We start from the raw sequence: 26,892 nt of genomic DNA, 5'->3' as shown, positions 1-26,892 counted from the left end.
AAAAGTAGCTCAGCCGAGTACGGATGCCGCCCCCTTGAGCACCAATCCGGCCCCGAGCGCCACGACGATCAGCGCCGAGCCGAGGGGCGCGAACCTGCGGACGAGGAGGACGAGGCGGCCTCCGGCCCAGCGCCGGCGTCCGGCGAGGGCGCGGTTCACGCCGCTGCCGAGCTTGACGACGGCGAACCCGGCCGCCGTCAGCGTCAGGGCGAGTCCGACGCCGTACGCGAGGACGAGAAGAAGGCCGAACCAGGCCTGTCCGAGCGCCGCGGCGCCCACGAGGACGACGACCGCCGACGGACTGGGCACCAGCCCACCGGCGAACCCGAGCAGGATCGTCCCGCGGACGGTGGGCGCGATCTCGTGGGTGTGGGTGAAGCCGCCGTGGGTGTGTTCGAGGGTGGGGGAGTGGGGGGCGCGGGCCGGGACATGGCCGTGGTCGTGGTCGTGGTCGTGCGGATGGGGGTGCGGGTGCGTCTGGACGTGGTCGTGGGTGCGGGTCGCCGTCGCCGTCACGGTGGCGGTCCCGGCCGTGGCGGACGCGGTGGCATGAGCCAGAACCAGGGGACGCGCGGTGTCCATGTGGTCGTGGCCGTGCGCGTGATCGTCGTCGGGCGCGTGCGTGTGCGCGGGGACGGACACGGGCTCCCGCTCGTGCTCGTGCGCGTGGTCCCGGCCATGGTCGTGGGGATGGACCGGAGCGCGATCGTGATCGTGATCGTGCGCGTGGTCGTGAGGGGATGAGTGGTCGTGGTCGTGCGCATGGCCGTGGTCGTGCCCGTGCCCGTGGTCGTGCCCGTGCCCGTGGTCGTGCCCGTGTCCGTGCTCATGCCCGTGCTCGTGGTCATGGCCGTGCGCGTGTGCGGAGGGCCGGTTGCGCCAGGCCCGGCGCAGGAGGGTGGCGCCCGCGCCCGTGACGAGGACGCCGCTGGACACGCCCAGCCAGGCGATCACGGAGGGGGCCGCCGCCGAGCCCGCGGTGACCAGCAGGCCGAGCGCGACCACTCCGAGTGTGTGGGTGACCGTCACCGAGGCGGCCAGCGGCAGCACGTCCTTGAACCGGGCCCGGCCCCCGCGCGCCGCCGCCGTCGCGGCCATCAGGGTCTTGCCGTGGCCGGGCGCGAGCGCGTGGAGTGCGCCCAGGCCCACGGCGATGACGAGGGCGAGGGCGGCGAAGCCGAAGGTGAGGTCGTGGCGGGCCACCAGGTTGTTCAGCGCCTGGGTCCAGCGGTCGGCGCCGCGCGGGAGCACGGAGGCGGCCGGGGCGTCGCGCCGTTCCTCGACGAGGGCGGGGCCACCGGGGCGGATCCGCAGCGAGGCCGTGGCGGTGTCGGCGGGCGAGGAGAGCAGTGCCTTCGGGTACTCGGTCAGCTCCGCCGAGACGGACTTGCGCGGCACGTCCGAGGAGGTGAGCGTCATCCGGTCGCCCCGGGCGGTGATCTCCCGCCAGCCGGGGCCGTGATCGGCGCCCGCGCCGTGGAAGCCCACGGTGAGCGCGCCCTCGCCGGACAGCGGAGCCGTCAGCCGGCACTCGACGCGCAGGGTGTCGAGTCCCGCCTGGCCGGGCCGCAGGTGTGCCGTGCTCGCGCCCGCGGTCAGCTTCACCGGCCGCCCGTTCACCGTGACCGCGCTGCCGTGCGCGGCGGTCTCGCACCGCTGCCGGGCCCAGTCGCCCATGCCGAGCCGCTTGATGTCCGGCTTGGCCTGGGTGGCGGGGATCTCGGCCAGGTCCTCGACGTGATCGACACGCAACTGCCCGGGGGCGGCGACGAGTCCGTCGTAGCGGTTGACGGTGAAGTTGCCGAGCGGATGCGCGTCGGCCGCCCCCGAGGGGACCAGCACGAGCGCGCAGGCCGCGGTCAGGACCGTGCCGCACAGGGCGAGGAACCGGGGCGCCCTCACTTCGTGGCCTCCAGACCCTTACGGGCCTCGCGCGCGCCCAGCGGCGAGAAGCCCGGGTTCAGGTCCAGGGCCGCCGTGAGCGCGGTGCGGGCCTTGCCGGTGTGGCCGGTGGCCTTCTCGATGACACCGAGGTGGTAGAGGAAGGACGCGTTGCGGTAGCCCGTGGCCGTGGCCCGGCGCGCGTACGGCAGGGCCTCGGCGTCGCGGCCCGACACGTGCAGGGCCCAGGCGAGCGCGTCCGCGGTGTGCACGGTGTGCCGGCGGGCCCACTCCGCGCGGGCCGCCGTGAGCGCCGCCTTGTGGTCGCCGTGGTCGGCGGCGGCCAGCGCCGTGTCGAGGTCGGCGTTGACACCGTAGGCGTGGGCGAGCGAGATCCAGGCGTTCACCAGCGTGTACTGGTCGCGGGCCTTCTGCTTGTCGCCGGCCGCGCCGCGCGCCTCGTACAACTCCCCGAGCTCGACGAGAGGTTGAGGCAGGGGATAGCGCTGCACGACCAGTTCCATCCCCTTGATCGCCGCCGCCCGGTCGCCCTTGGCGGCCTGGGTGCGGGCCCGGCCCTCCAGGGCGGGGAGGTAGGCGTCGTCGGCCGCGAGCGCGCGTGCGTAGTAGGTGAGGGCGGAGTCGTAGTCGCCCTGGTTCCAGGCGAGTTGGCCGAGCGCGGAGGCGACGTACGAGATGTCGCCGCGGCTGGTCGCCGTCGCGAGCGCCTGCTCCAGGACCCGCCGGGCCGTCTTCACGTCGCCGCGCAGCTCGTGGACGTAGGCGTAGCGGGTGAAGACGGGGACGCCCGGGCGCCGCGAGTCCGCGAGGTCGGCGGCCTTCGACGCCTCGTCGTAGCGGCCGAGTTCGACGAGGGCGTCGATGCGGGAGGACAGGGCGCGCTCGCTGTACGGGTTCTGCTTCAGCGCGAGGTCCGCGTACGTGAGGGCGTCGGTGAAGTCGTGCCGGGCGGCGGCGAGTGCGGCCTGTCCGGCGAGGGCGGGATCGTAGTCGGGGCGCAGCTTCAGGGACTTGCCGAGCGCCTTCTGCGCCTGGGGGTAGCGGGAGGGGTCGCCCTTGGTGCGGGCCTGCTCGACATAGGCGAGGCCGAGGGTGGCCCAGCCGCCGAAGTCCTTGGGCTGGGAGCGGAGATGGGCCTGGAGGGAGAGGACGCTCGCGTCGAGGTCGCCGCTCGCGAGCAGTTGCGGTGACACGCCGTTGGACACGGCCGCGACGGCGGGAGTCGTCGCGCCGTCCCGCAGCGCGCCGAGCACCACGGCGCCCGCCGTCATGGCGACGGCCAACGCGGCGGCACAGAAGCCGAGTTGAGCGGCCCGCCAGCGGCGCTGCGCCTGCGAGACCCGGCGCACGGCGGCCACCCGCTCGTCACCGCCGTCTCCGACGCCGTTCTCGGCGTGGGTCTCCGCGTCAGGCACGGTCACCGGGGCGTCCGGGCCGCCCGTGGTCTCCGCGGCCGGAGTCGGCGGCTCGGCAGGAGTCGCCTCCGCGGCCGGAATCGCCTTCTCGGCGGGAGTCGCCTCCGCGGTCGGAGTCGGCTCCTCGGCAGGAGTCGCCTCCGCGGCCGGAATCGCCTTCTCGGCGGGAGTCGCCTCCGCGGTCCTCTCGGCGGGCGTGGCCCCCACGGGGGTCTCGTCGGGCGTGGCCCTGTCGGCGTCCGGCGTCGCGTTGTCGTTCGTACGCGGGGACATGCCCTCTCCTCAAAGTCCTTGGTGGAACGGTCGTCCTGGGGGGTGGGGCGGCGCGGCCCGCACCGTGGGGGGTCTAACTGCGTGCGGGCCGCGCCAGTAGGGGAGCCGGGTCAGTACACCCGGTGTCGGGTCAGTACGCCCGGTGCCGGGTCAGTACGCCCGGTTGTACATCCGTCGGCGCCACCACAGCAGACCGGAGCCGATGAGCAGGATGCCCGCGGCGCCCGCCGCGGCGGAGCCCGCGATCAGCACGGTGTCGGTGCCGCCGCCGGAGCCGCTGCCGGCCGGCTGCAGCGCGTCGCCGAGCTGGCTGCGCACGTCGGTCCCGCTGGTCGTGCCCTTGGCGAGCGCGCCGCGCGAACCCGAGGTCGGCTCGGCCACGTACGGGAACGACTTCTCGAAGCCCTTGTCGTTCTTGTCGACCGCGTCGCCCAAGTCGTTCTTGGAGCCGACCAGTTCACCCTCGACGACCTGGAGCGAGGCGTCGATCACGTCGTCCGTGAGCCGGCGCCCGTTCGGGAAGCCCGCGTTGTCACCGTCGAGGACACCGAGCCGCTTGGGGTGCATGGTCGGCTTGATCGAGGTGTTGAGGCGCAGTTCCTCCGCCGGACGCACGTGCGGCGGCTGGTTGAGGCCCTTGACGCCCTTGAGGAACACGTCGACCAGGTCGTTGCGGGGCTCGGCCGGGGCCTTGATCTTGTAGATCCCCTCGATGAGCTTCGGCAGCTCCGGGTTGGTCACGTTCTTCAGGAACTGGGCGTCCTCCCAGGGCGCGGACGCGTTGAACTTGTCCTTGTCCTTCTGCGGGTTGACGACCTCGTTGACCAGCGGCATGCCAAGACGCGAGACCTGGGTGTAGTGGCCGCGGGCGTCCCTGCGCTGCGTGGTGGACCAGATGCCGACGATCGGCTGGCCCTCCGACTCACGGATCATGTCGTTCGGGACCTGCAGGGCTATGGAGTTGACGTTGTAGCCCTTGAGAGTGTCCCGTCCGACCTCGGTCAGGTTCCCGCCGTACAGCAGGTCGAAGACGCGCAGGTCCAGGAAGAACGGGTCGTCCGCCTGGCCGGCGAACGTCGTCGTGCCGCCCGCGAGCTTGGAGATCGCGTGGTGGCGCAGCTTCGCGTAGTCCGGCATCGACGCCTTGCCGACGTTGGACGGCGCGACCGGGACGTCGTCCGCGACCTTGGTCTTCGACACCAGCCGCTGGTTGTGCAGCCGCAGCAGATCGATGTCGTACGTCTGCGTGATGTTGAGGTCCGGGTCGTCCAGGCTGGTGACCGGACCGGTGTTGTAGAGGAACGTGTCCCCGTTCTTGCGGTGCGTCTTGAAGGTGTAGCGGTAGATCAACTCACCTTGCGCGTCACCGTTGTTGTCGATGTGGATGTCGTACTGGGCGTCGTCCGCGAACGTGTAGAAGTTCGGTCCGCCCGCGGGCTCCTCGAAGGGGATCCAGTTCGCCACGATCGTCGTCGTGTCCGGCTTGTCCGGGCTGACGAAGGCGTACACGTCCGTGTTGTCGTACTGCGGAGTGCCCGAGATCAGCGGGGCCTCCCGGTGGCTGGAGGCGGAGGCCGCCCCCGGCGTCAGCGCCGTGGCGCCGGCGGCCGCGAGCCCCCCGGCAGCCAGCGCACCGCATACGAGGGTCACGAGAGTCCTGCGACCCGCGCCGCTCCTGGAGATAGGTGTCATGCCGTCCGTCCTCTGTCCAACTTGCCTGACGCACGCCATTCGGAGCGGTCGCCGGGGTGGATTGGTCGAAATCCCAAACGTCTTTACGGCGGTTCCCCCGGCTTGTTTCATCTGCGGGGAGGCTTCTTCGGCCGGACGGGCGGGCCGACCGCTCGCGGACACCGGAACTGATCAGCGAAGAACACGCGTTTTCGGCTTCCTGATCCGTAACCCATCCGTAGACGGGTTCGCTGCGAAGACGTAAGGGAAAGGACGGTCCGTGCACGGCCGCAGAGGGGGACGGGTGGAGGCTGACGAACTACTGGTACTGGTGGCCGGAGGCGACCAGAAGGCGTTCGAGGAGCTGTACGGACTGGTGTCCGGGCCGGTGTTCGGACTGGTGCGCCGTGTGGTGCGCGACCTCGCGCAGTCGGAGGAGGTGTCGCAGGAGGTCCTGCTCGAACTCTGGCGCTCCGCGCCGAAGTTCGACCCCCGCCGCGGCAGCGCGCTGTCCTGGATTCTCACGCTCGCGCACCGCCGTGCCGTCGACCGGGTGCGCAGCGCCCGCGCGGCCACCGAACGCGAGCAGCGCGAGGGGCAGCGCCATCACCACCCCGCCTTCGACCAGGTCGCGGAGGAGGTCGAGGCGGGGCTCGAACGCGAGTGGGTCCGCCGCTGCCTGGACCGGCTCACCGCCCTGCAACGGCAGTCCGTCACGCTCGCCTACTACGACGGCTACACCTACCGAGAGGTCGCCGAACGGCTCTCCCTGCCGCTCGGCACCGTCAAGACCCGTATGCGCGACGGGCTCACCCGCCTGCGCGACTGCCTGGGAGGAGTCGCGTGAACGCCACCGACCGCCTGCCGGGCCGTGATCCGAACGGAAGAGAGGGGGGTGCCGCATGAGCGTCCTCGACCGACTGCTGGGCCGCGATCTGCACTCACTCGCCGCCCCCTACGCCCTCGACGCGCTGGACGGCGACGAGAAGCGCCGCTTCGAACGCCATCTGAGGGGCTGTGACCGCTGTGCCGAGGAGGTGCGGGCGCTGACGGAGGACGCGGTACGGCTCGCCTGGTCCACGGCGGCGGCCCCGCCGGCCGCGCTGCGCGAACGGGTGCTGACCGCGATACGCACGGCACCCCAGGAACCCGCCGGACGGGAGCTGCCCCGCGTGCGGCCCTCCCGGCAGCCCGCGCGTGCGCGCGCCCCCCGGTTCCGTCCGCTGTTCGCCCCGCTCGCCACCGCCACGGCCGCCGCGGCGCTCGTCGTCGCCGCGCTCTTCGCCGTGCAGGCGACCCAGGCGCGCGACGACCTGAACCAGGAGCGCGCCCAGGCGCGTGAGATCGCCCACGTTCTGGCGGCGCCGGACGCGCGGGCGACCGCGGAACGGGACGCGCGGGGCCGCGGAATCGGAGTAGTGGCCTCCGCGTCGGAGCGGCGCGCCGTCGTGACACTGAGCGGACTCGGCACCCCCGCCGGCGGACGCGTTCATCAGCTCTGGCTCATGCGCCCCAACGAGAAACCGCGTTCCCTCGGTCTCTTCGACGGCGACACGCCCCTCGTCGCCGACGGACTGAACCCGAGCGCGACGTCACTCGCAGTGACCGTCGAGCCTCACGGCGGATCGGAACAGCCCACCACCTCGCCTGTTGTCCAACTCGCCCTGGAAACGGTTGGATTCGGAGAGTAACCGTCAACCCCCTTACGGGGAAGGTGAATCCTTTGTCCGGGATACACGCGCGCCACGAGGGGGCGATAGGGTTAGTCTGCCCGGGCCGGGTGGACTTGTACGGGTGGGGAGTGACATGGAACAGATAACAGTGCGCAGCAGGGCACGCGTCCCTGCGATCACGTGCGGGAGCAGCGCGACCAGTTCGCGCCTCGACCGACATCTCGCGGTGCTCGGCGGTCCCGCCATACCGCAGCGCGAGACGGTCGAGGCGACGTCGCTGATGCGTGAGCTCACGACCCGCGACCACGCGCGCGACAGCGGCTCCAGGGGTGCGCGCGTGCGGCGGGTCTCGCTCTTCGCCCCGCTCAGGCGGCTGCGGCGCTCGCTGTTCGGCGACCGCTGACCGCTGTCGGTACCGGCCTTCTCGACCCGCGCTCCGGCGACTCCACCGCACCGGCGCACCGCTGTCCTTCCGCGTCCGTCATCCCCACGGCGGGCAGCGTGCCCGGTGATCACCACCTCCGGAGCGCGGGTCACCACCCTCACTGAGCCCTGAGGCTCAGCGCACCACCCCGTCCCGCCGCAGCTCGGCGACGTCCGCGTCCGTCATGCCCAGCGCCCGCAGCACCGACCCCGTGTGTTCGCCGAGCCGCGGTACGGGCCCCATGCGTGCCTCCTCCCCGCCCGGCAGCGTGATCGGAGGCAGCAGCGCCCGCAGCGGCCCCACCGGCGATCCCACCTCCCGCCAGCGGTTCCTGGCCGCGAGCTGCGGATGCTCCGCTACCTCCGTCACGTCCCGCAGCCGCGCGCAGGCGATGCCCGCGGCCTCCAGGCGGGCCACCGCCTCGTCGGCGCCGAGCTTGCCCAGTGCCTCGGCGACGAGGGCGTCCACCGTCTCCCGGTGGGCCACCCGTGCCGCGTTCGTCGCGAAGCGCGGATCGTCCGCCGTCTCGGGCCGCCCCACCACCTGCTGGGCGAGCCGCCGCCACTCGCGGTCGTTCTGCACCGACAACAGCACGCGTCCGCCGTCCGCCGTCGAATAGACGTCGTAGGGGACGATGACGGCGTGGGCGAGGCCCGTACGGGCCGGCGGGGTCCCGTCGTGCATCGCGTGGTGCAGCGGATGCCCCATCCACTCCGCGAGCGCGTCCAGCATCGACACCTCGATGGGGCCCCCGCGCCCGGTCGTGCCGCGCCGCACCAGGGCCGCGAGGACCCCCGAGAACGCGTACATGGCCGCCGCGATGTCCGCGGCCGGGATGCCCGCCTTCACCGGGTGCTCGGGCGTCCCCGTCACCGACACGAGCCCCGCCTCGCACTGCACGAGCATGTCGTACGCCCGCTTGCCGGCGTACGGCCCCGACGGCCCGTAGCCGGAGACGTCCACGGCGATCAGCCGGGGGTGCTCGGCGCACAGGGTCGCCGCGTCCAGGCCCAGCCGTGCCGCCGCCCCCTGGGCGAGGTTCTGCACGAACACGTCCGCGTCCGCGACGAGACGGCGTACGACGTCGAGTCCGCGCGGGTCCTTCAGGTCGAGGGCGACGGACTCCTTGCCCCGGTTGCACCACACGAAGTGCGAGGCCAGGCCCTGGGCGGCGGTGTCGTAGCCGCGCGCGAAGTCCCCGCCGTCGATCCGCTCGATCTTGACGACCCGGGCGCCGAGATCGGCGAGCTGCCGGGTCGCGAAGGGCGCGGCCACGGCTTGTTCGACGGCGACGACGGTGATGCCTTCGAGGGGCAGAGGATCGGGCTGCATGCGATGGATCATGGACCCTGGACATACTTTTGTCATGCACTGATTTCGTGGAGGTGCCGCGGCGGCCGTCCGCCGGCGGATCCTAGATCAGGGCGAACTGGCCGTCCGGACCCTCCTCGTGGTGGTCGAGCACCGAGGCCGGGCGGCGTGCCGCGGCCGGGACGGGGAGGACGCCGGCGGTGCGCAGCTCCGCCCGGGTGATCGGTGAGACCGGCTCCAACGCGGCCTGCTGGGGACGCAGTTCCGCGAGGAGGGCGAGCACCGTGATGAGTTCGAGGAGCTCGGACGTCCAGGCCTGCGGCCAGCCGGCCGGGCCGATCGCCTCCAGCGTGCCGGGCTCGCTCGCCCCGGTCCGCGCCGCGAACCACTGTTCCAGCACGCGCACGCCGCCGACCTCGAAGTCCCAGGCCTCGGGCGGCACGGGCGAGATCCTGCCGTCGCCGAGGTGCAGGCTTTCCTCGGCGCGGTCGTAGAACGGGTCGGTGAGGAGCGGGCCCGTGACCGGCCGGACTCCCTGGGGGAGCGCGGACAGCGGCGCGCGCACATAGGGGCGGCGGCCGCCGGGGAGTTTGGGGCGCTCGCCGTCGCGCCGCATCAGCCGCAGCATGCTCCGCCCCAACTCGACGCCGTGCGACCACACTTCCGGGTCGGCGGTGAGCGGGACCAGGCAGCCGTCCCGGCCGTGCCGCGCGACCGCCATCGTCCAGGCGAGGACGTCGACGGGCGCGGGAGCGTGGCCCAGACGTGCGCCAAGATGCTCCAGCAGACCCGGCGCCAGGTTCGGTTCGCGGCCGCCGGGGCGCCGGTAGAGGGGACGCACCCGCCCGCCGCGGCCCGCGCTCAGCGGCAGCACGGAGGCGGCCAGCAGGGCCGGCCCGGAGGACTCGGGCACCGGGGTCTGCTCGACGGCGAAGACCTGTTCCTCGCCCGCCACCCGCCACAGCTCGGGGCGGGCGGAGTCGATCAGCCGGTGGTCGGGAATCAGCCACTGTTCGTCGAAGGGCGCGCTCAGCACGCGCACCGGTACGGGACAGGGGTCCGACACCCGGGCGAGGCGGCCCGTCCCGCTGGACTGGCCCGGGAGCTGGGCGACCGCGGAGTGCGTGGTGCGCGCCCGCGTCGGCCCGAACAGCGCCTCCCGGTCCTCCCCCTCGGCCCGTACGAGGGCGTCCCAGCGTGCTTTCAGGGACGCCGCGTCGGGGGCCGTCGGCCACCTCCGGCCCAGCCTCGGCGGTGCGACGGACCACGGCATGAGATCCGCGAGCAGCGGAGCGGCGTCGGACGTCACGCTCGGCATCGTACGACGCGGGCGCCTCCCGCCGTCCCCGGACGCCATCGTCAGTGGGCGTCGAGCGTGACCGTGAACGAGAAGCGGTCGCCCCGGTAGTGGATGACCGCCACGTCCAGCGCCTGCCCGTCCGTGCCGTGGATGACGCCCGTGTAGCGCAGGATCGGGCTGAGCAGCGGCACTTGGAGCAGCCGCGCCGTCTCCGGGTCCGCGAGCGTGGCCTCCACCGTGTCGGTGATCCGGCTGATGCCGACCCCGAGCACGTCCCGCAGCACCTTGGTCATCGGCCAGCGGATCAGATCCTCCCGGTCGATGCGGTCGGCCAGCTCCGGCCGCAGGTAGTTGCGCGCGTGGTTCGTCGGCTCGCCCGTCGTCTCGTCACTGCGCAGCCGGTGGTACGTCGCCACCTCGTCCACATCCGGGAAGAATTCCGCCAGTTCGCCGGACACGGGCGTCTTCCCCTGGTCCAGCAGCTCGGTCGTCATGCCCGACTGCTGCGCCACGATCGCGTCCACCGAGCCGAGCAGCCGCACGGGCGCGCCCCGCCGGGCGCTCGGCTCGATGAACGTGCCCCGCCGGCGGTGCCGGGTGATGAGCCCCTCGGCCTCCAGCTCCTTGAGCGCCTGCCGCATGGTCAGCACGCTCACCCCGTAGTGCCCCGCGAGCTGCTCCTCGGTGGGCAGGCGCAGGGGATCCTGAGGGGTGCGGCCGAGTATGGAGGCGCGCAGGGACTGCGACACCTGATACCACAGCGGCAGCTTGCGGTTCAGGACGATCGAATCGGGAGCGAAGGAGGTCACGAGGGTATCCGTACCGGTCGCGGGCGTGGAAGGCAACGGCCGGCGCTGTTCAGCCGGCCGGACGGAAGTGCCGTCCGAGCCCCTTCCACACGTCGTCGTAGCCGCGCTGGAGGTGTTCCGCCCCGGCCGCCTGGGCCGTCGCGGTCACCGGCCACCGGGTCTCGAACATGAACGCCAGACCGTCGTCGATCTTCTGCGGCTTCAGCTCGGCGGCGCTGGCGCGCAGGAAGGTCTCCTCGTCCGGTCCGTGCGCCGACATCATGTTGTGCAGCGAGCCGCCGCCCGGCACGAAGCCCTCCGCCTTCGCGTCGTACGCGCCCTCGATGAGGCCCATGTACTCGCTCATCACGTTCCGGTGGAAGTACGGGGGCCGGAACGTGTCCTCGCCCACCAGCCAGCGCGGCGCGAACACGACGAAGTCGACACCGGCGAGCCCCGGGGTGTCGGACGGCGAGGTGAGCACCGTGAAGATCGAGGGGTCCGGGTGGTCGTAGCTGATGGAGCCGATCACATTGAAGCGGTGCAGGTCGTAGACGTACGGCACGTGGTTGCCGTGCCAGGCGACGACGTCCAGCGGCGAGTGGTCGTACGTCGCCGTCCAGAGGTTGCCGCAGAACTTGTTCACCACCTCGACCGGGCCCTCGACGTCCTCGTACGCGGCGACCGGGGCGAGGAAGTCGCGGGCGTTGGCGAGGCCGTTGGCGCCGATCGGGCCGAGGTCGGGGAGCTGGAAGGGCGCCCCGTAGTTCTCGCACACATAGCCCCGGGAGCCACGGCCGCGGCCGCCCTCGGGCGCCGTGTCCAGCAGCTCCACCCGGAAGCGCACCCCCCGGGGGATCAGCGCGATCTGCCCCGGCTCCACGTGCAGCAGGCCGAACTCGGTGCGCAGCAGCAGGCCGCCGCGCTCCGGCACGATCAGCAGCTCGCCGTCGGCGTCGCTGAACACCCGCTCCATCGAGGAGTTGGCGTGGTAGAGGTGCACCGCCATGCCGGTGCGCTGGCTCGCGTCGCCGTTGCCGCCGAGGGTCCACAGGCCCGCGAGGAAGTCCGTCCCGGCGGGGGGCTCGGGCAGCGGGTTCCAGCGCAGCCGGTTCGGGTCGGGCACCGTCTCCGTGAACGGCGCCGTGCGCACCGCGCCGTTGTCGGCGCGGGTGAACGCGGGGTGCGCGGCCGACGGGCGGATCCGGTAGAGCCACGAGCGCCGGTTGGACGCCCTCGGTTCGGTGAAGGCCGAGCCGCTGAGCTGCTCCGCGTACAGGCCGAGCGGTGCGCGCTGCGGCGCGTTGCGGCCGTGCGGCAGGGCCCCCGGGACCGCCTCCGAGCTGTGTTCGTTGCCGAATCCGGTGAGGTAGGCCAGCCCCTCGGCCGTCTTCCTCGCGTCCCCGCTCATGATCGCTCCCTCGCGCCTGATTCCTATGCATCACCGTAGGATTCGGTTCGGTCCCGCGCAAGAGGTGGACCGGAGCGGTTCGCGGGTTGGCCGGATTTGCCAGGGGACTAGTCCTCAAGGGCGTCCGCGCGGTCGAAGAACCCGACTTCAGGGGGATCCGGCCGGGATGGGCCTTGTTCTACGCTCCCGCCCATGCGGTGGACACGAGGACTGCTCGCCGCGCTCGCGATCTGCGCCCTGTCCGGCGGAGCCGCGGGCTGCGGCGCCGGTGAAGCGCACGAGCGGGGGACCAGGATCTCGGCCTCGCCCGTGGGCACGTTGCTCGACGAGATGGACGAGGAGGGGCGGCTCTACCGTGAGGTGGCCAGGAAGGGGGCACCCGAGGTCGCGATCGAGATCCAGCCGGACTCCGCCTCCGGCTGGGACGTGCGGCTGACCGTCCGCCACTTCGGCTTCTCGCCCGCCGGCACGCGCGCCGTGCCGGTCGCCGGGCGCGGCATCGCCCACCTGTACGTCGACGGCCGTACCGTCGCGCGGCTGCGCACCGCCGAGTACCACCTGGCCGAGGACCTGGTGCCGCGCGGCACCCACCACGTCACCGCACGGCTGTACGCGGACGACGGCACCGTCTGGGCCGTCCGCGGCAAGCCCGTGGAGAGCACCGCCGACATCACGGCCTCGGGTTCCGCCGCGAACGGCTGACGCCGGCGGCCGCGCCGTCCGGTGCGCAGTGACCGGGCGTTCTCGGAGAAGGCCGGCGTCGGGCGCCCGTGCGACCTCGGGGACGCCTGCGTCGTGCCTCCGGGCGCCGTCGACGGCGCCCGGTCCGGGGTGCGACGGGTGGTCACGGCACGCGAGCGCCCGCCGGAAATGAGTGGTCACGGCACGCAGACGCGTACTGAAGGGCGAGGTTCACCCGACCCCGGCGGAAAGGCATCATGAAGAGCGTGCCCCATGCGACATCGCTCCGCAGAGCGCCCGTACAGCGGCGTAGCGCAGAACGACTGACCAGAATCCTCGACGCCTGCGCCGACCTCCTCGACGAGGTGGGCTACGACGGGCTGAGCACCCGGGCCGTGGCCCAGCGGGCCGGTGTGCCCATCGGCTCCGTCTACCGCTTCTTCGGCAACAAGCGGGCGATGGCCGACGCACTCGCCCAGCGCAACCTGGAGCTCTACACCGAGCGCGTCACCCAGAGCCTGAGCGAGACGGGCGGGGGAGACTGGCGGGCCGCGATGGACGCGGTGCTCGACGAGTACCTGGCCATGAAGCGCACCGCGCCGGGCTTCTCCCTCGTCGACTTCGGCAACCAGATCCCCGTCGGAGCCCGGTACGCCGAGCCCAACACCCGGGTCGCCGACCGTCTCACCGACCTGCTCTCCGGCTATCTCGACCGCACCCCGGACGACGATCTGCGCCGCTGCTTCCTCGTGGCCGTGGAGAGCGCCGACACCCTGGTCCACCTCGCCTTCCGGGTCGATCCGCAGGGGGACGAACGGATCATCGAGGAGACGCGCGAACTGCTGCGGGCCTATCTGGCCAGGGTCCTCGACTAGCCGGACCCCGGCCCGCTCGGCCCCGTCCGGCCACCGACTCCCGCTTCCCGGCCGTCCGCCGCCCCCGGGTGCCCCGGCCGTTCGCCCGCTTCCCGGGGCCCGTCGGCGTCCGCGCGCCGGAATCCGACATGACCCCCCTCACGCCCTCCCCGTCATGCGTACCGGTCGGTATGCTCGCTCGCGTCCGTGCCGTCCCTGTCACCGCCTCCGGGAGGACCCGTGTCCCGTACCTCCGGTACCACCCCCGACTCCCGAACCGCGCTGCGCGTCTGTCCCCTGTGCGAAGCCACCTGCGGGCTCACCCTGACCATCGAGGGCACCCGGGTGACCGGCGCCCGGGGTGACCGCGACGACGTGTTCAGCAAGGGCTTCATCTGCCCGAAGGGCGCCTCCTTCGGCGCGGCCGACGGCGACCCCGACCGGCTGCGCACCCCCCTCGTCCGCGAGGACGGCGCACTGCGCGAGGCCACCTGGGAGGAGGCCTTCGACGCCGTGGCCGCCGGACTGCGCCCGGTCGTCGAGCGGTACGGGCCGCACGCCCTCGGCGTCGTCCTCGGCAACCCGAACGTGCACACCATGGCCGGCGCCCTCTACCCGTCCGTCCTGCTCGGCGCCCTGCGCACGCACAGCGTCTTCTCGGCCTCCACGCTCGACCAGATGCCCAAGCACGTGTCGAGCGGCCTGCTGTACGGGGACGCCAACGCGATCCCCGTGCCCGACCTGGACCACACCGACCACCTGCTGCTCATCGGCGCCAACCCGCTGGAGTCCAACGGGAGTCTGTGCACCGCCCCCGACTTCCCCGGCCGGCTCCGCGCGCTGCGGGCCCGCGGCGGCACGCTGACCGTCATCGACCCGCGGCGCACCCGCACGGCCAAGCTCGCCGACCGTCACGTGGCCATCCGCCCCGGAACCGACGCGATGCTGCTCGCGGCGATGGCGTACGTCCTGTTCGAGGAGAAGCTGGTCGACCTCGGCGCGCTCGCGCCGCATGTCCAGGGGGTCGACGAACTCCCGGACGTGCTCGCGGACTTCACCCCCGAAGCGGCGAGCGCGGCCTGTGACGTGGACGCCGGGACGATCCGGGAGCTGGCGCGCGAGCTGGCCGCCGCGCCCACCGCCGCCGTCTACGGCCGCATCGGCAGCTGCACGGTCCCGCACGGCACCCTGGCGAGCTGGCTGGTGGACGTCCTCAACATCCTCACCGGCAACCTCGACCGGCCCGGCGGCGCCCTGTTCCCGACGGCCGCCACCGACCGGACACCGCGCCCGGCGGGCCCCGGCCACGGCTTCGCCCTCGGCCGCTGGCACAGCCGCGTGAGCCGGCACCCGGAGGCGAAGGGCGAACTGCCGCTGGCCGCGCTGGCGGAGGAGATCGACACCCCGACCGAGGAGGGCACCCCGGTCCGCGCGGTCGTCGTCGTCGCCGCCAACCCCGTCCTCTCCGCGCCCGACGGCCTCCGCCTCGACAAGGCCCTCGAATCGCTGGACTTCATGGTCAGCGTCGACCCCTACCTGAACGAGACCTCGCGGCACGCCCACGTCGTCCTGCCGCCGCCCCCGCCCTCCCGGAGCGCGCACCACGACTTCGCGTTCAACACCCTCGCCGTCCGCAACCAGGTCCGCTACAACCGCCCCGCCGTTCCCCTGGAGGAGGGCCGGATGGCGGAGACCGAGATCCTCGCCCGGCTCGTCCTCGCCGCGACCGGCATGCACGGCGCCGACCCGTCCGCCGTGGACGCCATGGTCGTCGAGGGCACCCTCGCCAAGGCGGTCGGGGACACCGCCTCGCCGGTGCACGGACGCGACCCGCGGGAACTCGCCGCCGCCCTCACCGGCGAGAACGGCCCCGAACGCCGGCTCGACATGATGCTGCGCCTCGGCCCGTACGGCGACGGCTTCGGCGCGCGCCCCGACGGCCTGACCCTGGACCGGCTGCTGGAGCACCCGCACGGCATCGACCTCGGACCGCTCGCCTCCAGCCTGCCGCGCCGGCTCAAGACCCGCAGCGGGAGGATCGAACTGCTTCCCGGACCGATCGCGGACGATCTGCCGCGGCTGCGGGACGCGCTGCGCGAACGCCCGGCGGCCATCGTCCTCGTCGGCCGCCGTCATCTGCGCTCCAACAACAGTTGGATGCACAACGTCCCCGCGCTCACGGGCGGTTCCAACCGCTGCACCCTGCACGTCCACCCCGACGACGCCGCCCGGCTGGGGCTCGCCGACGGGTCGGCCGTGCGCGTCAAGGGGGCCGGGGGAGAGGTGACCGCGCCGGTGGAGGTCACCGACACCGTACGGCGCGGGGTGGTGAGCCTTCCGCACGGCTGGGGGCACGACCGCCCGGGCACCCGCATGAGTCACGCCGCCCTGGACCCCGGCGTGAACGTCAACCAGCTTCTCGACGGCTCGCTGCTCGACCCGCTGTCCGGAACGGCGGTCCTCAACGGCGTGCCCGTGGAGCTGACGGCCTGCCCCTGATCCGGCACCCGGGAGGCGGGGCGCCTTTGCGCCGGTCGAGCGATACCTGACCGGGGTCCGGGCGCAGTTGCGGCCCTCCGTGGATCTTCTGTGAGAAGTAGTCAGATGACCAGAAATATGTATGAAAATCATCTGACTCGGAGGAGTCCGCATGCCGACCCCGTCCCTCTCCGCGCCACAGCGCGGCACCGGTGTTCTCTCCGCGCCCCGGCGCGGCGCAGGCGCCCTCGCCGCCCTCGCGGTCGCGGGCACCGCTCTCCTCGGTGCCCCGGCCGCCGTCGCCGCCCCCGGTGACAACGGCGACGTCAAGGTCCACGACGCGAACACGCCGTTCGACAACCAGCGGGACGATCCGAAGGTCTGCCGGTTCTACCTCGACGGCTTCAACTTCGACGCGGGGCAGCAGATCTCCTGGTCGATCGCGCACCAGCCCGGCGCGGCGGGCGATCCCGTCCTGGCGGGCACGCTCGCCGCGTCCCCGACCGGGCGCGCCGGGACCCGCATCCTCACCCTGCCCGACGGCCAGTACAAGCTGACCTGGAACTTCCAGGGCGAGAACGGCGCGGGCAAGAGCAAGGTCTTCAAGGTCGACTGCCCCGTGAGCGCTCCGAGCCCGACACCGACCGGCAGCGGCGGACCGAGCGGGACACCCGGCCCGCAGGGCGGCCCCGGCGGACAGCAGGGTGGCCCGGGCGGACAGCAGGGCGGTCCGGGCGGGCAGCAGGGTGGCCCCGGCGGGCAGCAGGGCGGCCAGGGCCCCAACGGCGGACCGCCTGCGGGCGGCGGCGGACTCGCCCACGCGCGTGACTTCTCGCCGGTGGCCGGTGCGGCGGCCGCCGGTCTCGTCGTGGCCGGGGGAGTCGTGTTCCTGCGGCTGCGCCGACGCGGCAATGGCGCCGCGTAGACGACGGAGGCCCTGGTACCGGACGCGCGCCTACCGCCTGACGAGGACCCTGGTGGTCGCCGTCGCGCTGGTGGTGGGCGGCGTCTGGTGGGCGGGCGACGACGAGCCCGCCGGGACGGTGGCGTCCGGAGCCGTACGCGACGACGGCGCCGCCTCCCGGGCGCCGTCCGGGAAGCCGGGCGCCGGGCCCACGCCCGACGCCCGCCCCGGCGGCGCGCACGCCCCGCGGCGGCATCCGTCCCCGGCCGCCCGCCGGGCGGCCCGGCCCGCGCCCCCGCCCGCACCGCTGCCCCGCTCCCGGGCCGCCTCCCTGCGCATTCCCTCTCTCGGCGTCGACGCGCCGGTCATCGGTCTCCGGCTCGACCGCGAACGACGGCTCACCGCCCCGCCCGTGGACGACCCGAAGCCCGTCGGCTGGTACACGGACGGCCCCTCGCCGGGCGAACGCGGCACGGCGCTCGTCGTCGGCCACCGCGACACCCGGACGGGACCAGCCGTCTTCGCCCCGCTCGAACGCATCCGTCCCGGCGCGCGCGTCGAGGCACGGCGCGTGGACGGGCGTACCGCCGTCTATACGGTGGACGTCGTACGCACGTACGCGAAGGCGCACTTCCCCGACCAGGAGGTGTACGGCGCCCGCGGGCGCCCCGAACTGCGTCTGATCACCTGCGGCGGCGCCTACGACCGGAAGACGGGGTACGCCGCCAACGTCATCGCCTTCGCCCACCTCACCCAGATCCTGGGGCGGGCCGGCCCCCGCTGAGACGAACCCCGGTACGGATCACCGCAGTTGCGGCCACGGCTCCCGTGACCGTCCCCGCCCCGACCGGTAGCCGATCGTCCGTTTCCGCCCGTACCGAACCCGCCCGTCCGAATCCGCCCCGTGTCTTCCCCCGGACGTGTGCGGTCCGTTAGCTTCCGTGACTCAAGGTCCCGTACGACCCGTGCGGGACGACCGGCCGCGGAGCACCAGCGCCTTGCACGCCCCCGGGGGCACCTGTCATGACACGCGCCATCTCCCTGCACCACGTCAGCAAGTCGTACGCCCGCGGGCCCCGCGCGGTGGAACGGTTCTCGCTGGACATCAGGCCCGGCGAATTCCTCGTGCTGCTCGGCCCCTCGGGCTGCGGCAAGTCGACCGTGCTGAGGATGATCGCGGGGCTCGAGGAGGTCACCGAGGGCGAGGTGCGCCTGGACGGTGAGTACGCCAACGACCTGCCGCCCTCCGAGCGCGACATGGCCATGGTCTTCCAGAACTTCGCCCTCTATCCGAGCATGACAAGCCGCGACAACATCGGCTTCCCGCTGCGGATCGAGACGCCCGGCGAGGACCCCCGGGCCCGGGTGGACGCCACCGCCCGGATGCTCGGCATCCAGGACCTCCTCGACCGCTTCCCCAACCAGCTCTCCGGCGGCGAGCGGCAGCGCGTCGCGATGGGGCGGGCGATAGCGCGCCACCCCTCCGCGTTCCTGATGGACGAGCCGCTGTCCAACCTCGACGCCAAACTCCGCAACCACCTGCGGGCCGAGATCTCCAAGCTCACCAGGGACCTGGGCGCCACCACGGTCTATGTCACCCACGACCAGGCGGAGGCCATGTCGCTCGGCGACCGGGTCGCCGTGATGCGCGGCGGCGTCCTCCAGCAACTGGGCACGCCCCGCGCGGTCTACGGGCTGCCCGCGAACGTCTTCGTCGCCGCGTTCATCGGCACCCCGCGGATCAACCTGCTGCGCGGACTCGTCCGGGCCCCGCTCGACGGCGCCATGACGATCAGCCTCGGCAAGCAGTATCTGCGCCTGCCCGAACCCCTGTGCCTGGACCACCAGTTGCTCCGGGTGCAGCAGGGCCGCGAGGTGATCGTGGGGCTGCGCTCCGAGGCCATCCGGCTCGCCAGGGCGTCGCAGGCGCGGCCGGGCGAGGTGCCGATCACCGGTCTGGTGGAGCACGTGGAGTTCCAGGGGCACGAGGTCCTCGTCCACTTCAACACGGGCTCGCGGCCCGCCTTCGTGCCCGAACTGGAGTCGCCGCGCCCGTCCCGCCCGACACGCCGGCGGCGCCGTGACGGCACCGTCCTGGACCGGCTGCGGGGGCGCGCCGGGGCGCTGCGGGCCGGACCCGTCGTCGTCCTCGACCATCCCACGGACGACGAGGCCGATCACGCCGGACACACACCGCCCGAGGGGCGCCTGCCCGGCGATCTCGTCGTGCGCACCACGCCCGACATCGACCTCCGCCACGGCATGCAGGTCCCGCTGCTCGTGGACCTGGCCCATCTGTTCGTCTTCGACCGGAGCGGCGAGCGGATCTGCCCGGCGCCGGAGCGGCTGCCCGATCTGGAGGAGTGACGTGCCGGGCGTGGGGCGGACTCCCTGGGGCGAGGGTGGCGGACTGCCCGGGCGAGGGTGACCGGTGCCGCTGACCTGCGGTGCGGCAGGTCACCCTGGCGCCGCAAAACTATCATCGCTAGTTTAGGGTCCGGACGACGCTGCCCCCGCCCGGGAGGAACACGATGAAGGCACATGACGGCATGTACATCGACGGGGCATGGCGCCCCGCCGCCGGACGGGACACGATCGAGGTCGTGAACCCGGTCGACGAGCAGGTGATCGGCCAGGTCCCGGCCGGCACCGCCCTGGACGTCGACGCCGCCGTACGCGCCGCGCGTGCCGCGTTCCCCGGCTGGGCCGCCACCCCGCCCGCCGAACGGGCCGCCCGCCTCACCGCGCTCAGGGACGTCCTGGCCGCCCGCAAGGACGAGATCGCCGAGACCGTCACCGCCGAACTGGGAGCGCCGCTCGCGTTCTCCCAGGCGGTGCACGCCGGCGTCCCCGTGCTGGTCGCCGGCTCCTACGCCGAACTGGCGGCGACGTACGCCTTCGAGGAGAAGGTCGGCAACTCGACCGTCTACCAGGAGCCCGTCGGTGTCGTCGGCGCGATCACGCCCTGGAACTACCCGCTGCACCAGATCGTCGCCAAGGTCGCCCCCGCCCTCGCCGCAGGCTGCACCGTCGTGCTGAAGCCCGCCGAGGACACCCCGCTCACCGCCCAGCTCTTCGCCGAGGCCGTGGCCGAGGCGGGCGTCCCGGCCGGTGTCTTCAACCTCGTCACCGGCCTCGGCCCGGTCGCTGGCCAGGCACTCGCCGAGCACCCGGGCGTCGACCTGGTCTCCTTCACCGGCTCCACCGCCGTCGGCCGGCGGATCGGCGCGACCGCGGGCGCCGCGGTCAAGCGCGTCGCCCTCGAACTGGGCGGCAAGTCCGCCAACGTCATCCTGCCGAGCGCCGACCTCGCCAAGGCCGTGAACGTCGGCGTCGCCAACGTGATGTCCAACTCCGGTCAGACGTGCAGCGCCTGGACCCGCATGCTGGTCCCCGCCGAGCGCTACGACGAGGCGGTCGAGCTCGCCGCGGCCGCCGCCGCGAAGTACGGCGACCGCATCGGACCCGTCGTCAACGCCAAGCAGCGGGACCGGGTGCGCGGTTACATCGAGAAGGGCGTCGCCGAGGGCGCGCGGCTCGTCGCGGGCGGCACCGAATCCCCGCGCGAGCAGGGGTACTTCGTCAGCCCCACCGTCTTCGCCGACGTCACCGAGCAGATGACGATCGCGCAGGAGGAGATCTTCGGACCGGTCCTGTCGATCCTGCGCTACGAGGACGAGGAGGACGCCCTGCGGATCGCCAACGGCACCGTGTACGGGCTCGCGGGCGCGGTGTGGGCGGGCGAGGAGTCCGAGGCGGTCGCCTTCGCCCGGCGGCTCGACACCGGCCAGGTCGACATCAACGGGGGACGCTTCAACCCCCTGGCCCCTTTCGGGGGTTACAAGCAGTCGGGCGTGGGGCGCGAACTCGGCGCCCACGGCCTGTCCGAGTACCTCCAGACCAAGTCCCTCCAGTTCTAGGAGCGTTCACGTGGTTCGCGCCGCCGTCCTGCCCGCCGTGGGTGCCCCGCTGGAGATCGCCGAGATCGAACTCCCCGATCCCGGACCGGGCCAGGTCCGGGTGCGCCTCGCCGCCGCCGGGGTCTGCCACTCCGACCTGTCCCTGTCCAACGGCACCATGCGGGTCCCGGTGCCCGCCGTGCTCGGCCACGAGGGCGCCGGCACCGTCGTCGCCGTCGGCGAGGGCGTCGACCAGGTCGCCCCCGGCTCGCCCGTCGTCCTCAACTGGGCTCCCTCCTGCGGCCGTTGTCACGCCTGCTCGCTGGGTGAGGTGTGGCTGTGCGCCGACGCGCTCACCGGTGCGGGGTCGGTGTACGCCCGCCGCGCCTCCGACGGGAGCGATCTGCACCCCGGCCTGAACGTCGCCGCGTTCGCGGAGGAGACGGTGGTGCCGGTCTCCTGCGTGCTCCCCGCCCCGGACGGCATCCCGCTCACCGAGGCCGCCCTGCTCGGCTGCGCCGTCCTCACCGGCTACGGCGCCGTCCACCACTCCGCCCAGGTCCAGCCGGGCGAGAGCGTCGCCGTGTTCGGGGCCGGCGGGGTCGGGCTCGCCGCCCTGCAGGCCGCCCGGATCGCGGGCGCCCCGAAGATCGTCGCGGTGGACGTCTCGCCCGAGAAGGAGTCCCTCGCCCGTGAGGCCGGGGCCACCGACTACGTCGTGGCCTCCGACACCACCGCCCGCGAGATCCGTGCCCTGACCGGCGGTCACGGTGTCGACGTCGCCGTCGAGTGCGTCGGCCGTGCCGTCACCATCCGTACCGCCTGGGAGTCGACCCGGCGCGGTGGCCGCACCACCGTCGTCGGTATCGGCGGCAAGGACCAGCAGGTCACCTTCAACGCCCTGGAGATCTTCCACTGGGGCCGGACCCTGGCCGGCTGTGTCTACGGCAACTCCGACCCGGCGCGCGATCTCCCGGTGCTCGCCGAGCACGTACGCGCGGGCCGGCTGGACCTCGGCGGCCTGGTCACCGACCGCATCGCCCTGGACGGCATCCCGGCGGCCTTCGACAACATGATCGCGGGCAAGGGGGGCCGGGCACTGGTGGTCTTCTAGCCGCGGCTCTCCGGGGCGGCCGCACCGGACGCGTCGGCCGCACCGGACGGGTCGACGGTTCCGGCGGCGGCCGGCACGGGCGGCCGCTCCGGGGCCGCCTCCCGGCGGGGCCGGGAGCGCGACACCGCCACACCCGCCAGGCACAGCACCCCGCCGGCCAGCGTCAGCAGCCCCGGGACCTCGTCGAGGAAGAGCCAGGACATCAGCACCACCAGGGCGGGCACCGCGTACGTCGTCGCGCCCATGCGGCTCGCGCTCGTCCGGGACAGGGCGTACGCCCAGGTCGTGAAGGCCAGCGCGGTCGGGAAGACGCCCAGGTAGACCATGTCGAGCGTGGCCGACAGGGGAGCGGCGGCCGCGTCGTGGACGAGCTGTCCCGCGAACGGGAGACACACCACGGCCCCGACCAGACAGCCGAACGTCGTCACCTGGAGCACGCTCGCCCGCCCGAGCGCCGGCTTCTGCGCGACGACGCCCGCGGCGTATGCGACGGCGGCGAGCAGACACAGGACGACCCCGAGCACCGAGGAACCGCCGCCGCCGGACATCGACAGCCCCACCGCGACCGCGCCCGCGAACGACACGGCCATGCCGGCCAGCAGCCGTGGCGGCATCGCGTCCCCCAGCAGCCGGGCGCCGAGCAGGGCGATCAGGATCGGGCCGATGTTCACGACCAGTGCCGCCGTACCGGCGTCCACCTGCTGCTCGCCCCAGTTCAGGGCGACCATGTAGAACCCGAACCACAGCACCCCGGATATCGCGATGCCGCGCCACGCGCCGCGCGGCGGCAGTCCCTCACCCCGGACGACGCACACGGCGCCGAGCACCAGGGCTCCGGCCAGCAGTCGTCCGAGCGCCAGCGCGCCGGGTGAGTACGCGGCGCCCGCGCTGCGGATCGCGACGAACGCGGAGGCCCACAGCCCGACGGTGACGGTCGCCGCACCGGCGGCGAGCAACGGGGCGCGTCGGCCGGGCGCCGAGACGGGGGAGGTGTTCATCATGCTCCAGAGGCTAGGCGGGACACCGCGGCCGGTCTCGCGGATTTCCGACGTCGAGCCCGCCCCGACCCCGCCCCTGCCGCAAGCCGGCACCCGACCCCGCGGCCTGCCTCAAGCGGGCGCCCGAGCCCGCCGCGGCCTCAACCCGGCACCCGACCCCGTCGCCTGCCTCAAGCGGGCAGCCGAGCCCGCCGGGGCCTCAAGCCGGCACCCGACCCCGCGGCCTGCCTCAAGCGGGCAGCCGAGCCCACCGGGGCCTCAAGCCGGCACCCGAGTCCGGCCCCGGCCTCAGGCCCGCACCGGCCTCAAGCCCGCCCCCGAGCACCCCCGGACCCCGGCCTGCTCAGCCCTCCCCGGCCAGCCCCGCGTACTGCACCGCGAGGCCGTCCAGCAGGGCGCCGAGCCCCGTCTCGAAGGCCCGCTCGTCGATCTTCTCCTGCTGTTCGGCGAGCAGGTGCGCCTGCCCCAGGTGGGGGTAGTCCTCCGGGTCGTACGCGCTCTCGTCGTCCACGAAGCCGCCGGCGAACGAGCCCAGCGCGGACCCCATGATGAAGTACCGCATCAGCGCCCCGATCGAGGTGGCCTGGGCCGGCGGCCAGCCCGCCCGGACCATGGCACCGAACACGGCGTCCGCGAGCCGCAGTCCGGCCGGCCTGCGGCCCGGCCCGCGCGCGAGGACCGGAACGATGTTCGGGTGGTCGCGCAGGGCCGCGCGGTAGGAGACGGCCCAGTCGTGCAGCGCGGTCCGCCAGTCACGGCCGTCCTCGAACATCGACAGCTCGACCTGCGCGCTCACCGAGTCCGCGACCGCCTCCAGGATCTGGTCCTTGGTGCTGAAGTGGTTGTAGAGGGAGGGCCCGCTCACTCCCAGTTCCGCCGCGAGCCGACGCGTCGAGACGGCCGCGAGGCCCTCGGCGTCCACCAGCGCCCGTGCCGTCTCGACGATGCGGTCGGTGCTGAGGAGGGGCTTGCGCGGTCGGGCCATGGCGCACATAGTAGGGCTGCACCATGAAACTAGCAGTGCTAATTTAAATGTTCGGCATTCAAAGTCCGCTACCAGTGGGGTGACCCGGCATGAACCTCGGGCTCAGCGATGAGCAGACCGCCGTCCGGCAGCTCGCCAAGGACTTCGTGCACCGCGAGATCGCCCCGCACGTCGTCGCGTGGGACCGCGCGGAGGACGTCGACCGGTCCATCGTGAAGAAGCTCGGCGAGGTCGGCTTCCTCGGCCTGACCATCGACGAGGAGTACGGCGGCAGCGGCGGCGACCACCTCGCCTACTGCCTGGTCACCGAGGAACTCGGGCGCGGGGACTCCTCGGTGCGCGGGATCGTCTCCGTCTCGCTCGGGCTCGTCGCCAAGTCGATCGCCGCCTGGGGGGACGAGGAGCAGAAGCGGCGCTGGCTGCCGGGGCTGACCTCCGGCGAGTACGTCGGCTGCTTCGGGCTCACCGAACCCGGCACCGGCTCCGACGCGGGACAGCTCTCGACCCGGGCCGTGCGCGACGGCGACGACTACGTGATCAACGGCAGCAAGATGTTCATCACGAACGGCACCTGGGCCGATGTCGTGCTGCTCTTCGCCCGCTCCACCGACGCCCCGGGCCACAAGGGCGTCTCCGCCTTCCTCGTGCCCACCGACACCCCCGGTCTGACCCGCCGCACCATCAACGGCAAGCTCGGGCTGCGCGGCCAGGCCACCGCCGAACTCGCCCTGGAGGACGTGCGCGTGCCGGCGAGCGCGATGCTGGCGCCCGAGGGCAAGGGCTTCACCGTGGCCATGTCGGCGCTCGCGAAGGGCCGGATGTCGGTGGCCGCGGGCTGTGTCGGCATCGCCCAGGCCGCCCTCGACGCGGCGGTGGCCTACGCGACCGAACGGGAGCAGTTCGGGAAGACGATCGCCCACCACCAGCTCGTCCAGGAGCTGATCAGCGACATCGCCGTCGACGTGGACGCGGCACGGCTGCTGACCTGGCGGGTCGCCGACCTCGTGGACCGCGGACTGCCGTTCGCGACCGAGTCCTCCAAGGCCAAGCTCTTCGCCTCCGAGGCGGCCGTGCGCGCGGCGAACAACGCCCTCCAGGTGTACGGGGGTTACGGCTACATCGACGAGTACCCGGTCGGCAAGCTGCTGCGCGACGCCCGCGTGATGACCCTCTACGAGGGCACCAGCCAGATACAGAAACTGGTCATCGGACGCGCCCTGACGGGTGTCTCGGCGTTCTGACCCTGAGTACGTGTCTGAGTACGACGGCGGATGTGGCGGCGGCCACATCCGCCGATCCTTGTCCCATGACCGAGACACCCGTCAAACAGCAGAACACGGCCGCCTTCTACGGACAGGCCGTGGCCTCCTTCTCCGTCGCCATGGCCGCCACCGCGCTCGGCATCTTCAAGCTCCAGGCCGACGCGTGGGTGCGGGGCTTCCTGGCCATCGCCGTCCTCTATCTGGTGACGTCCTCCTTCACCCTGGCCAAGGTGATCCGCGACCGCCAGGACGGCGGCCGTCCCGGCGGCCGGGTCTACGACCCCTTCGAGAAGCTCTGATCACGGTGCGGCCCGGAGCCGGTCGGCGCTAAGCGCCCGCTCAGGTTCGGGGGTATGGTGTTCACCCTGTCAGTGGAGAAGGGGCGAACAGCGATGAGTGCGGCGCAGGAGACGTCCGGCGGCGAGATGCAGCCGTGGGCCGAGGTGACCCCTGACGCGGCGCGGCGGCTGCTGGTGGCCGCGGTGGAGGCCTTCGCCGAGCGCGGGTACCACGCGACGACCACCCGGGACATCGCGGGCCGCGCGGGCATGAGCCCGGCCGCGCTGTACATCCACTACAAGACCAAGGAAGAGCTGCTTCACCGGATCAGCCGCATCGGCCACGACAAGGCGCTCGACATCGTGCGCACCGCCGCGGAGGCCGAGGGCACGCCGTCCGAGCGGCTCTCCGACGCCGTGCGGTCCTTCGTACGGTGGCACGCGGGCCAGCACACCACCGCCCGCGTGGTCCAGTACGAGCTGGAGGCCCTCGGGCCCGACGCGCGCGCGGAGATCATCGCGCTGCGCCGGCAGGTCGACGCGGAGGTCCGGCGCATCATCCAGGACGGTGTCGCGACCGGCGAGTTCGACGTCCCGGACGTCCCCGGCACCACCGTCGCCGTGCTGTCCCTGTGCATCGACGTGGCCCGCTGGTTCAACGTCGAGGGCCCCCGCACGCCGGACGAGGTCGGTGCGCTGTACGCCGACCTGGTCCGGCGGATGGTGGGCTTCAAGGGGTAGCCCCGGCCCGTCGCGGCCCGGGGCGTGGTGTCAGAGGTAGTAGCGCGAGACCGACTCCGCCACGCAGACCGGCTTGTCGCCGCCCTCGCGCTCCACGGTGAAGGCGAGGGAGACCTGTACGCCGCCGGGCACGTCGTCCACCGCGGTGATCGTGCCGGTGGCGCGCAGCCGCGAGCCGACCGGGACGGGCGCGGGGAAGCGGACCTTGTTCGTCCCGTAGTTGACGCCCATCCTCACGCCCTCGACGCCGATGAGCTGCGGGCCGAAGAGCGGCAGCAGCGACAGGGTGAGATAGCCGTGCGCGATCGTCGTGCCGAACGGACCCGCCGCGGCCTTCTGGGGGTCGACGTGGATCCACTGGTGGTCGCCGGTGGCCTCCGCGAAGAGGTCGATGCGCTTCTGCTCGATCTCGACCCAGTCCGTGTACCCAAGCTGCTCGCCCACGGCGTCCCGCAGTTCCTCGACCGTCGCGAACGTCCTCGGCTCTGCCATGTCCCTGGCCTCCCGCATCTCATAGTCTAAGCGACTGC

General features: G+C 73.1%; 24 protein-coding genes. 14 read left to right on the top strand and 10 right to left on the bottom strand.

Annotated elements, in window-relative coordinates:
- Nucleotides 1-9: 9 nt before the first annotated feature.
- The 3 genes from ACZ4TO_RS34330 to ACZ4TO_RS34320 form a co-directional block, all read right to left on the bottom strand.
- The gene (locus tag ACZ4TO_RS34330) at nucleotides 10-1,902 is read right to left on the bottom strand and encodes an urease accessory protein UreH domain-containing protein (protein WP_468026251.1); all 1,893 of its coding nucleotides are present in this window, start codon (nucleotides 1,900-1,902) and stop codon (nucleotides 10-12) included.
- Nucleotides 1,899-3,590 (bottom strand): tetratricopeptide repeat protein, encoded by a 1,692-nt coding sequence (locus ACZ4TO_RS34325; RefSeq protein ID WP_468026250.1) that lies wholly within the window; start codon nucleotides 3,588-3,590, stop codon nucleotides 1,899-1,901. Before ACZ4TO_RS34325 ends, ACZ4TO_RS34330 begins: the two co-directional genes overlap by 4 nt.
- Nucleotides 3,591-3,740: 150 nt before the next feature.
- Nucleotides 3,741-5,282, bottom strand: a complete 1,542-nt coding sequence (locus tag ACZ4TO_RS34320) for a DUF4331 domain-containing protein (protein ID WP_382789387.1) — start codon at nucleotides 5,280-5,282, stop codon at nucleotides 3,741-3,743.
- A gap of 283 nt (nucleotides 5,283-5,565) precedes the next feature.
- Here ACZ4TO_RS34320 and ACZ4TO_RS34315 point away from each other — a divergent pair, with 283 nt between their 5' ends.
- From ACZ4TO_RS34315 to ACZ4TO_RS34305, 3 genes are all read left to right on the top strand, one after another.
- Nucleotides 5,566-6,108, top strand: coding sequence for a sigma-70 family RNA polymerase sigma factor (locus ACZ4TO_RS34315; protein ID WP_382789619.1), 543 nt, complete (start codon nucleotides 5,566-5,568; stop codon nucleotides 6,106-6,108).
- Nucleotides 6,109-6,163: 55 nt separating this feature from the next.
- Entirely contained in the window at nucleotides 6,164-6,952 is a 789-nt protein-coding gene (locus ACZ4TO_RS34310) for an anti-sigma factor (RefSeq protein ID WP_382789385.1), read from the top strand.
- A gap of 115 nt (nucleotides 6,953-7,067) precedes the next feature.
- Nucleotides 7,068-7,337, top strand: a complete 270-nt coding sequence (locus tag ACZ4TO_RS34305) for a hypothetical protein (RefSeq protein ID WP_382789382.1) — start codon at nucleotides 7,068-7,070, stop codon at nucleotides 7,335-7,337.
- 156 nt (nucleotides 7,338-7,493) lie between these two features.
- Here the strand turns inward: ACZ4TO_RS34305 and ACZ4TO_RS34300 are convergent, their stop codons facing one another.
- From ACZ4TO_RS34300 to hmgA, 4 genes are all read right to left on the bottom strand, one after another.
- Entirely contained in the window at nucleotides 7,494-8,702 is a 1,209-nt protein-coding gene (locus ACZ4TO_RS34300; RefSeq protein WP_468026249.1) for a CaiB/BaiF CoA transferase family protein, read from the bottom strand.
- A gap of 70 nt (nucleotides 8,703-8,772) precedes the next feature.
- Nucleotides 8,773-9,987, bottom strand: coding sequence for a type ISP restriction/modification enzyme (locus tag ACZ4TO_RS34295; RefSeq protein ID WP_468026248.1), 1,215 nt, complete (start codon nucleotides 9,985-9,987; stop codon nucleotides 8,773-8,775).
- A gap of 41 nt (nucleotides 9,988-10,028) precedes the next feature.
- The gene (locus tag ACZ4TO_RS34290) at nucleotides 10,029-10,778 is read right to left on the bottom strand and encodes a GntR family transcriptional regulator (protein WP_382789373.1); all 750 of its coding nucleotides are present in this window, start codon (nucleotides 10,776-10,778) and stop codon (nucleotides 10,029-10,031) included.
- 49 nt (nucleotides 10,779-10,827) lie between these two features.
- The gene (gene hmgA / locus ACZ4TO_RS34285) at nucleotides 10,828-12,168 is read right to left on the bottom strand and encodes a homogentisate 1,2-dioxygenase (RefSeq protein ID WP_382789371.1); all 1,341 of its coding nucleotides are present in this window, start codon (nucleotides 12,166-12,168) and stop codon (nucleotides 10,828-10,830) included.
- A 192-nt stretch (nucleotides 12,169-12,360) separates the two neighbouring features.
- On the opposite strand from hmgA, the gene ACZ4TO_RS34280 reads away from it, so the two are divergent.
- From ACZ4TO_RS34280 to ACZ4TO_RS34245, 8 genes are all read left to right on the top strand, one after another.
- Nucleotides 12,361-12,870 carry a hypothetical protein gene (locus ACZ4TO_RS34280; protein ID WP_382789368.1) on the top strand — a complete coding sequence of 170 codons (510 nt, stop codon included), beginning with the start codon at nucleotides 12,361-12,363 and terminating at the stop codon, nucleotides 12,868-12,870.
- A 236-nt stretch (nucleotides 12,871-13,106) separates the two neighbouring features.
- Nucleotides 13,107-13,724, top strand: a complete 618-nt coding sequence (locus tag ACZ4TO_RS34275; protein WP_382789365.1) for a TetR/AcrR family transcriptional regulator — start codon at nucleotides 13,107-13,109, stop codon at nucleotides 13,722-13,724.
- 219 nt (nucleotides 13,725-13,943) lie between these two features.
- A complete protein-coding gene (locus ACZ4TO_RS34270) occupies nucleotides 13,944-16,202 on the top strand; it encodes a molybdopterin oxidoreductase family protein (protein WP_468026247.1) in 2,259 nt (752 codons plus the stop codon).
- 151 nt (nucleotides 16,203-16,353) lie between these two features.
- On the top strand, nucleotides 16,354-17,106 hold the full coding sequence (locus ACZ4TO_RS34265) for a hypothetical protein (protein WP_468026246.1): 753 nt from the start codon (nucleotides 16,354-16,356) through the stop codon (nucleotides 17,104-17,106).
- Nucleotides 17,093-17,869, top strand: a complete 777-nt coding sequence (locus ACZ4TO_RS34260; protein ID WP_468026245.1) for a class F sortase — start codon at nucleotides 17,093-17,095, stop codon at nucleotides 17,867-17,869. The genes ACZ4TO_RS34265 and ACZ4TO_RS34260 overlap by 14 nt, the downstream gene beginning before the upstream one ends.
- Before the next feature lie 239 nt (nucleotides 17,870-18,108).
- Entirely contained in the window at nucleotides 18,109-19,452 is a 1,344-nt protein-coding gene (locus ACZ4TO_RS34255; RefSeq protein ID WP_468026244.1) for an ABC transporter ATP-binding protein, read from the top strand.
- Between the two features lie 164 nt (nucleotides 19,453-19,616).
- Complete coding sequence (locus ACZ4TO_RS34250) at nucleotides 19,617-21,005, top strand: aldehyde dehydrogenase family protein (protein WP_382789352.1); 1,389 nt, start codon at nucleotides 19,617-19,619, stop codon at nucleotides 21,003-21,005.
- A gap of 10 nt (nucleotides 21,006-21,015) precedes the next feature.
- Nucleotides 21,016-22,098, top strand: a complete 1,083-nt coding sequence (locus tag ACZ4TO_RS34245; RefSeq protein WP_382789350.1) for a Zn-dependent alcohol dehydrogenase — start codon at nucleotides 21,016-21,018, stop codon at nucleotides 22,096-22,098.
- Here the strand turns inward: ACZ4TO_RS34245 and ACZ4TO_RS34240 are convergent.
- Both ACZ4TO_RS34240 and ACZ4TO_RS34235 read right to left on the bottom strand, forming a co-directional pair.
- Complete coding sequence (locus ACZ4TO_RS34240) at nucleotides 22,095-23,096, bottom strand: DMT family transporter (protein WP_468026287.1); 1,002 nt, start codon at nucleotides 23,094-23,096, stop codon at nucleotides 22,095-22,097. The two genes, ACZ4TO_RS34245 and ACZ4TO_RS34240, sit on opposite strands and share 4 nt — an antisense overlap.
- Before the next feature lie 343 nt (nucleotides 23,097-23,439).
- Complete coding sequence (locus ACZ4TO_RS34235) at nucleotides 23,440-24,090, bottom strand: TetR/AcrR family transcriptional regulator (RefSeq protein ID WP_382789345.1); 651 nt, start codon at nucleotides 24,088-24,090, stop codon at nucleotides 23,440-23,442.
- An 80-nt stretch (nucleotides 24,091-24,170) separates the two neighbouring features.
- Between ACZ4TO_RS34235 and ACZ4TO_RS34230 the strand changes: the two genes are divergently transcribed.
- From ACZ4TO_RS34230 to ACZ4TO_RS34220, 3 genes are all read left to right on the top strand, one after another.
- Nucleotides 24,171-25,322: an acyl-CoA dehydrogenase family protein gene (locus ACZ4TO_RS34230; protein ID WP_468026243.1), complete on the top strand. Its 1,152-nt coding sequence runs from the start codon at nucleotides 24,171-24,173 to the stop codon at nucleotides 25,320-25,322.
- A 65-nt stretch (nucleotides 25,323-25,387) separates the two neighbouring features.
- Entirely contained in the window at nucleotides 25,388-25,642 is a 255-nt protein-coding gene (locus tag ACZ4TO_RS34225) for a YiaA/YiaB family inner membrane protein (protein ID WP_382789340.1), read from the top strand.
- Nucleotides 25,643-25,735: 93 nt separating this feature from the next.
- The gene (locus ACZ4TO_RS34220; RefSeq protein WP_382789337.1) at nucleotides 25,736-26,362 is read left to right on the top strand and encodes a TetR/AcrR family transcriptional regulator; all 627 of its coding nucleotides are present in this window, start codon (nucleotides 25,736-25,738) and stop codon (nucleotides 26,360-26,362) included.
- 30 nt (nucleotides 26,363-26,392) lie between these two features.
- Here ACZ4TO_RS34220 and ACZ4TO_RS34215 read toward each other — a convergent pair whose 3' ends face one another.
- Entirely contained in the window at nucleotides 26,393-26,854 is a 462-nt protein-coding gene (locus tag ACZ4TO_RS34215; protein ID WP_382789334.1) for a MaoC family dehydratase, read from the bottom strand.
- Nucleotides 26,855-26,892 lie beyond the last annotated feature (38 nt).

It is taken from the genome of Streptomyces sp. NPDC028298, from assembly GCF_055565895.1.
The sequence above is the reverse complement of the archived record's forward strand: the minus strand, read 5'-3'. Positions and strand labels throughout refer to the sequence as shown.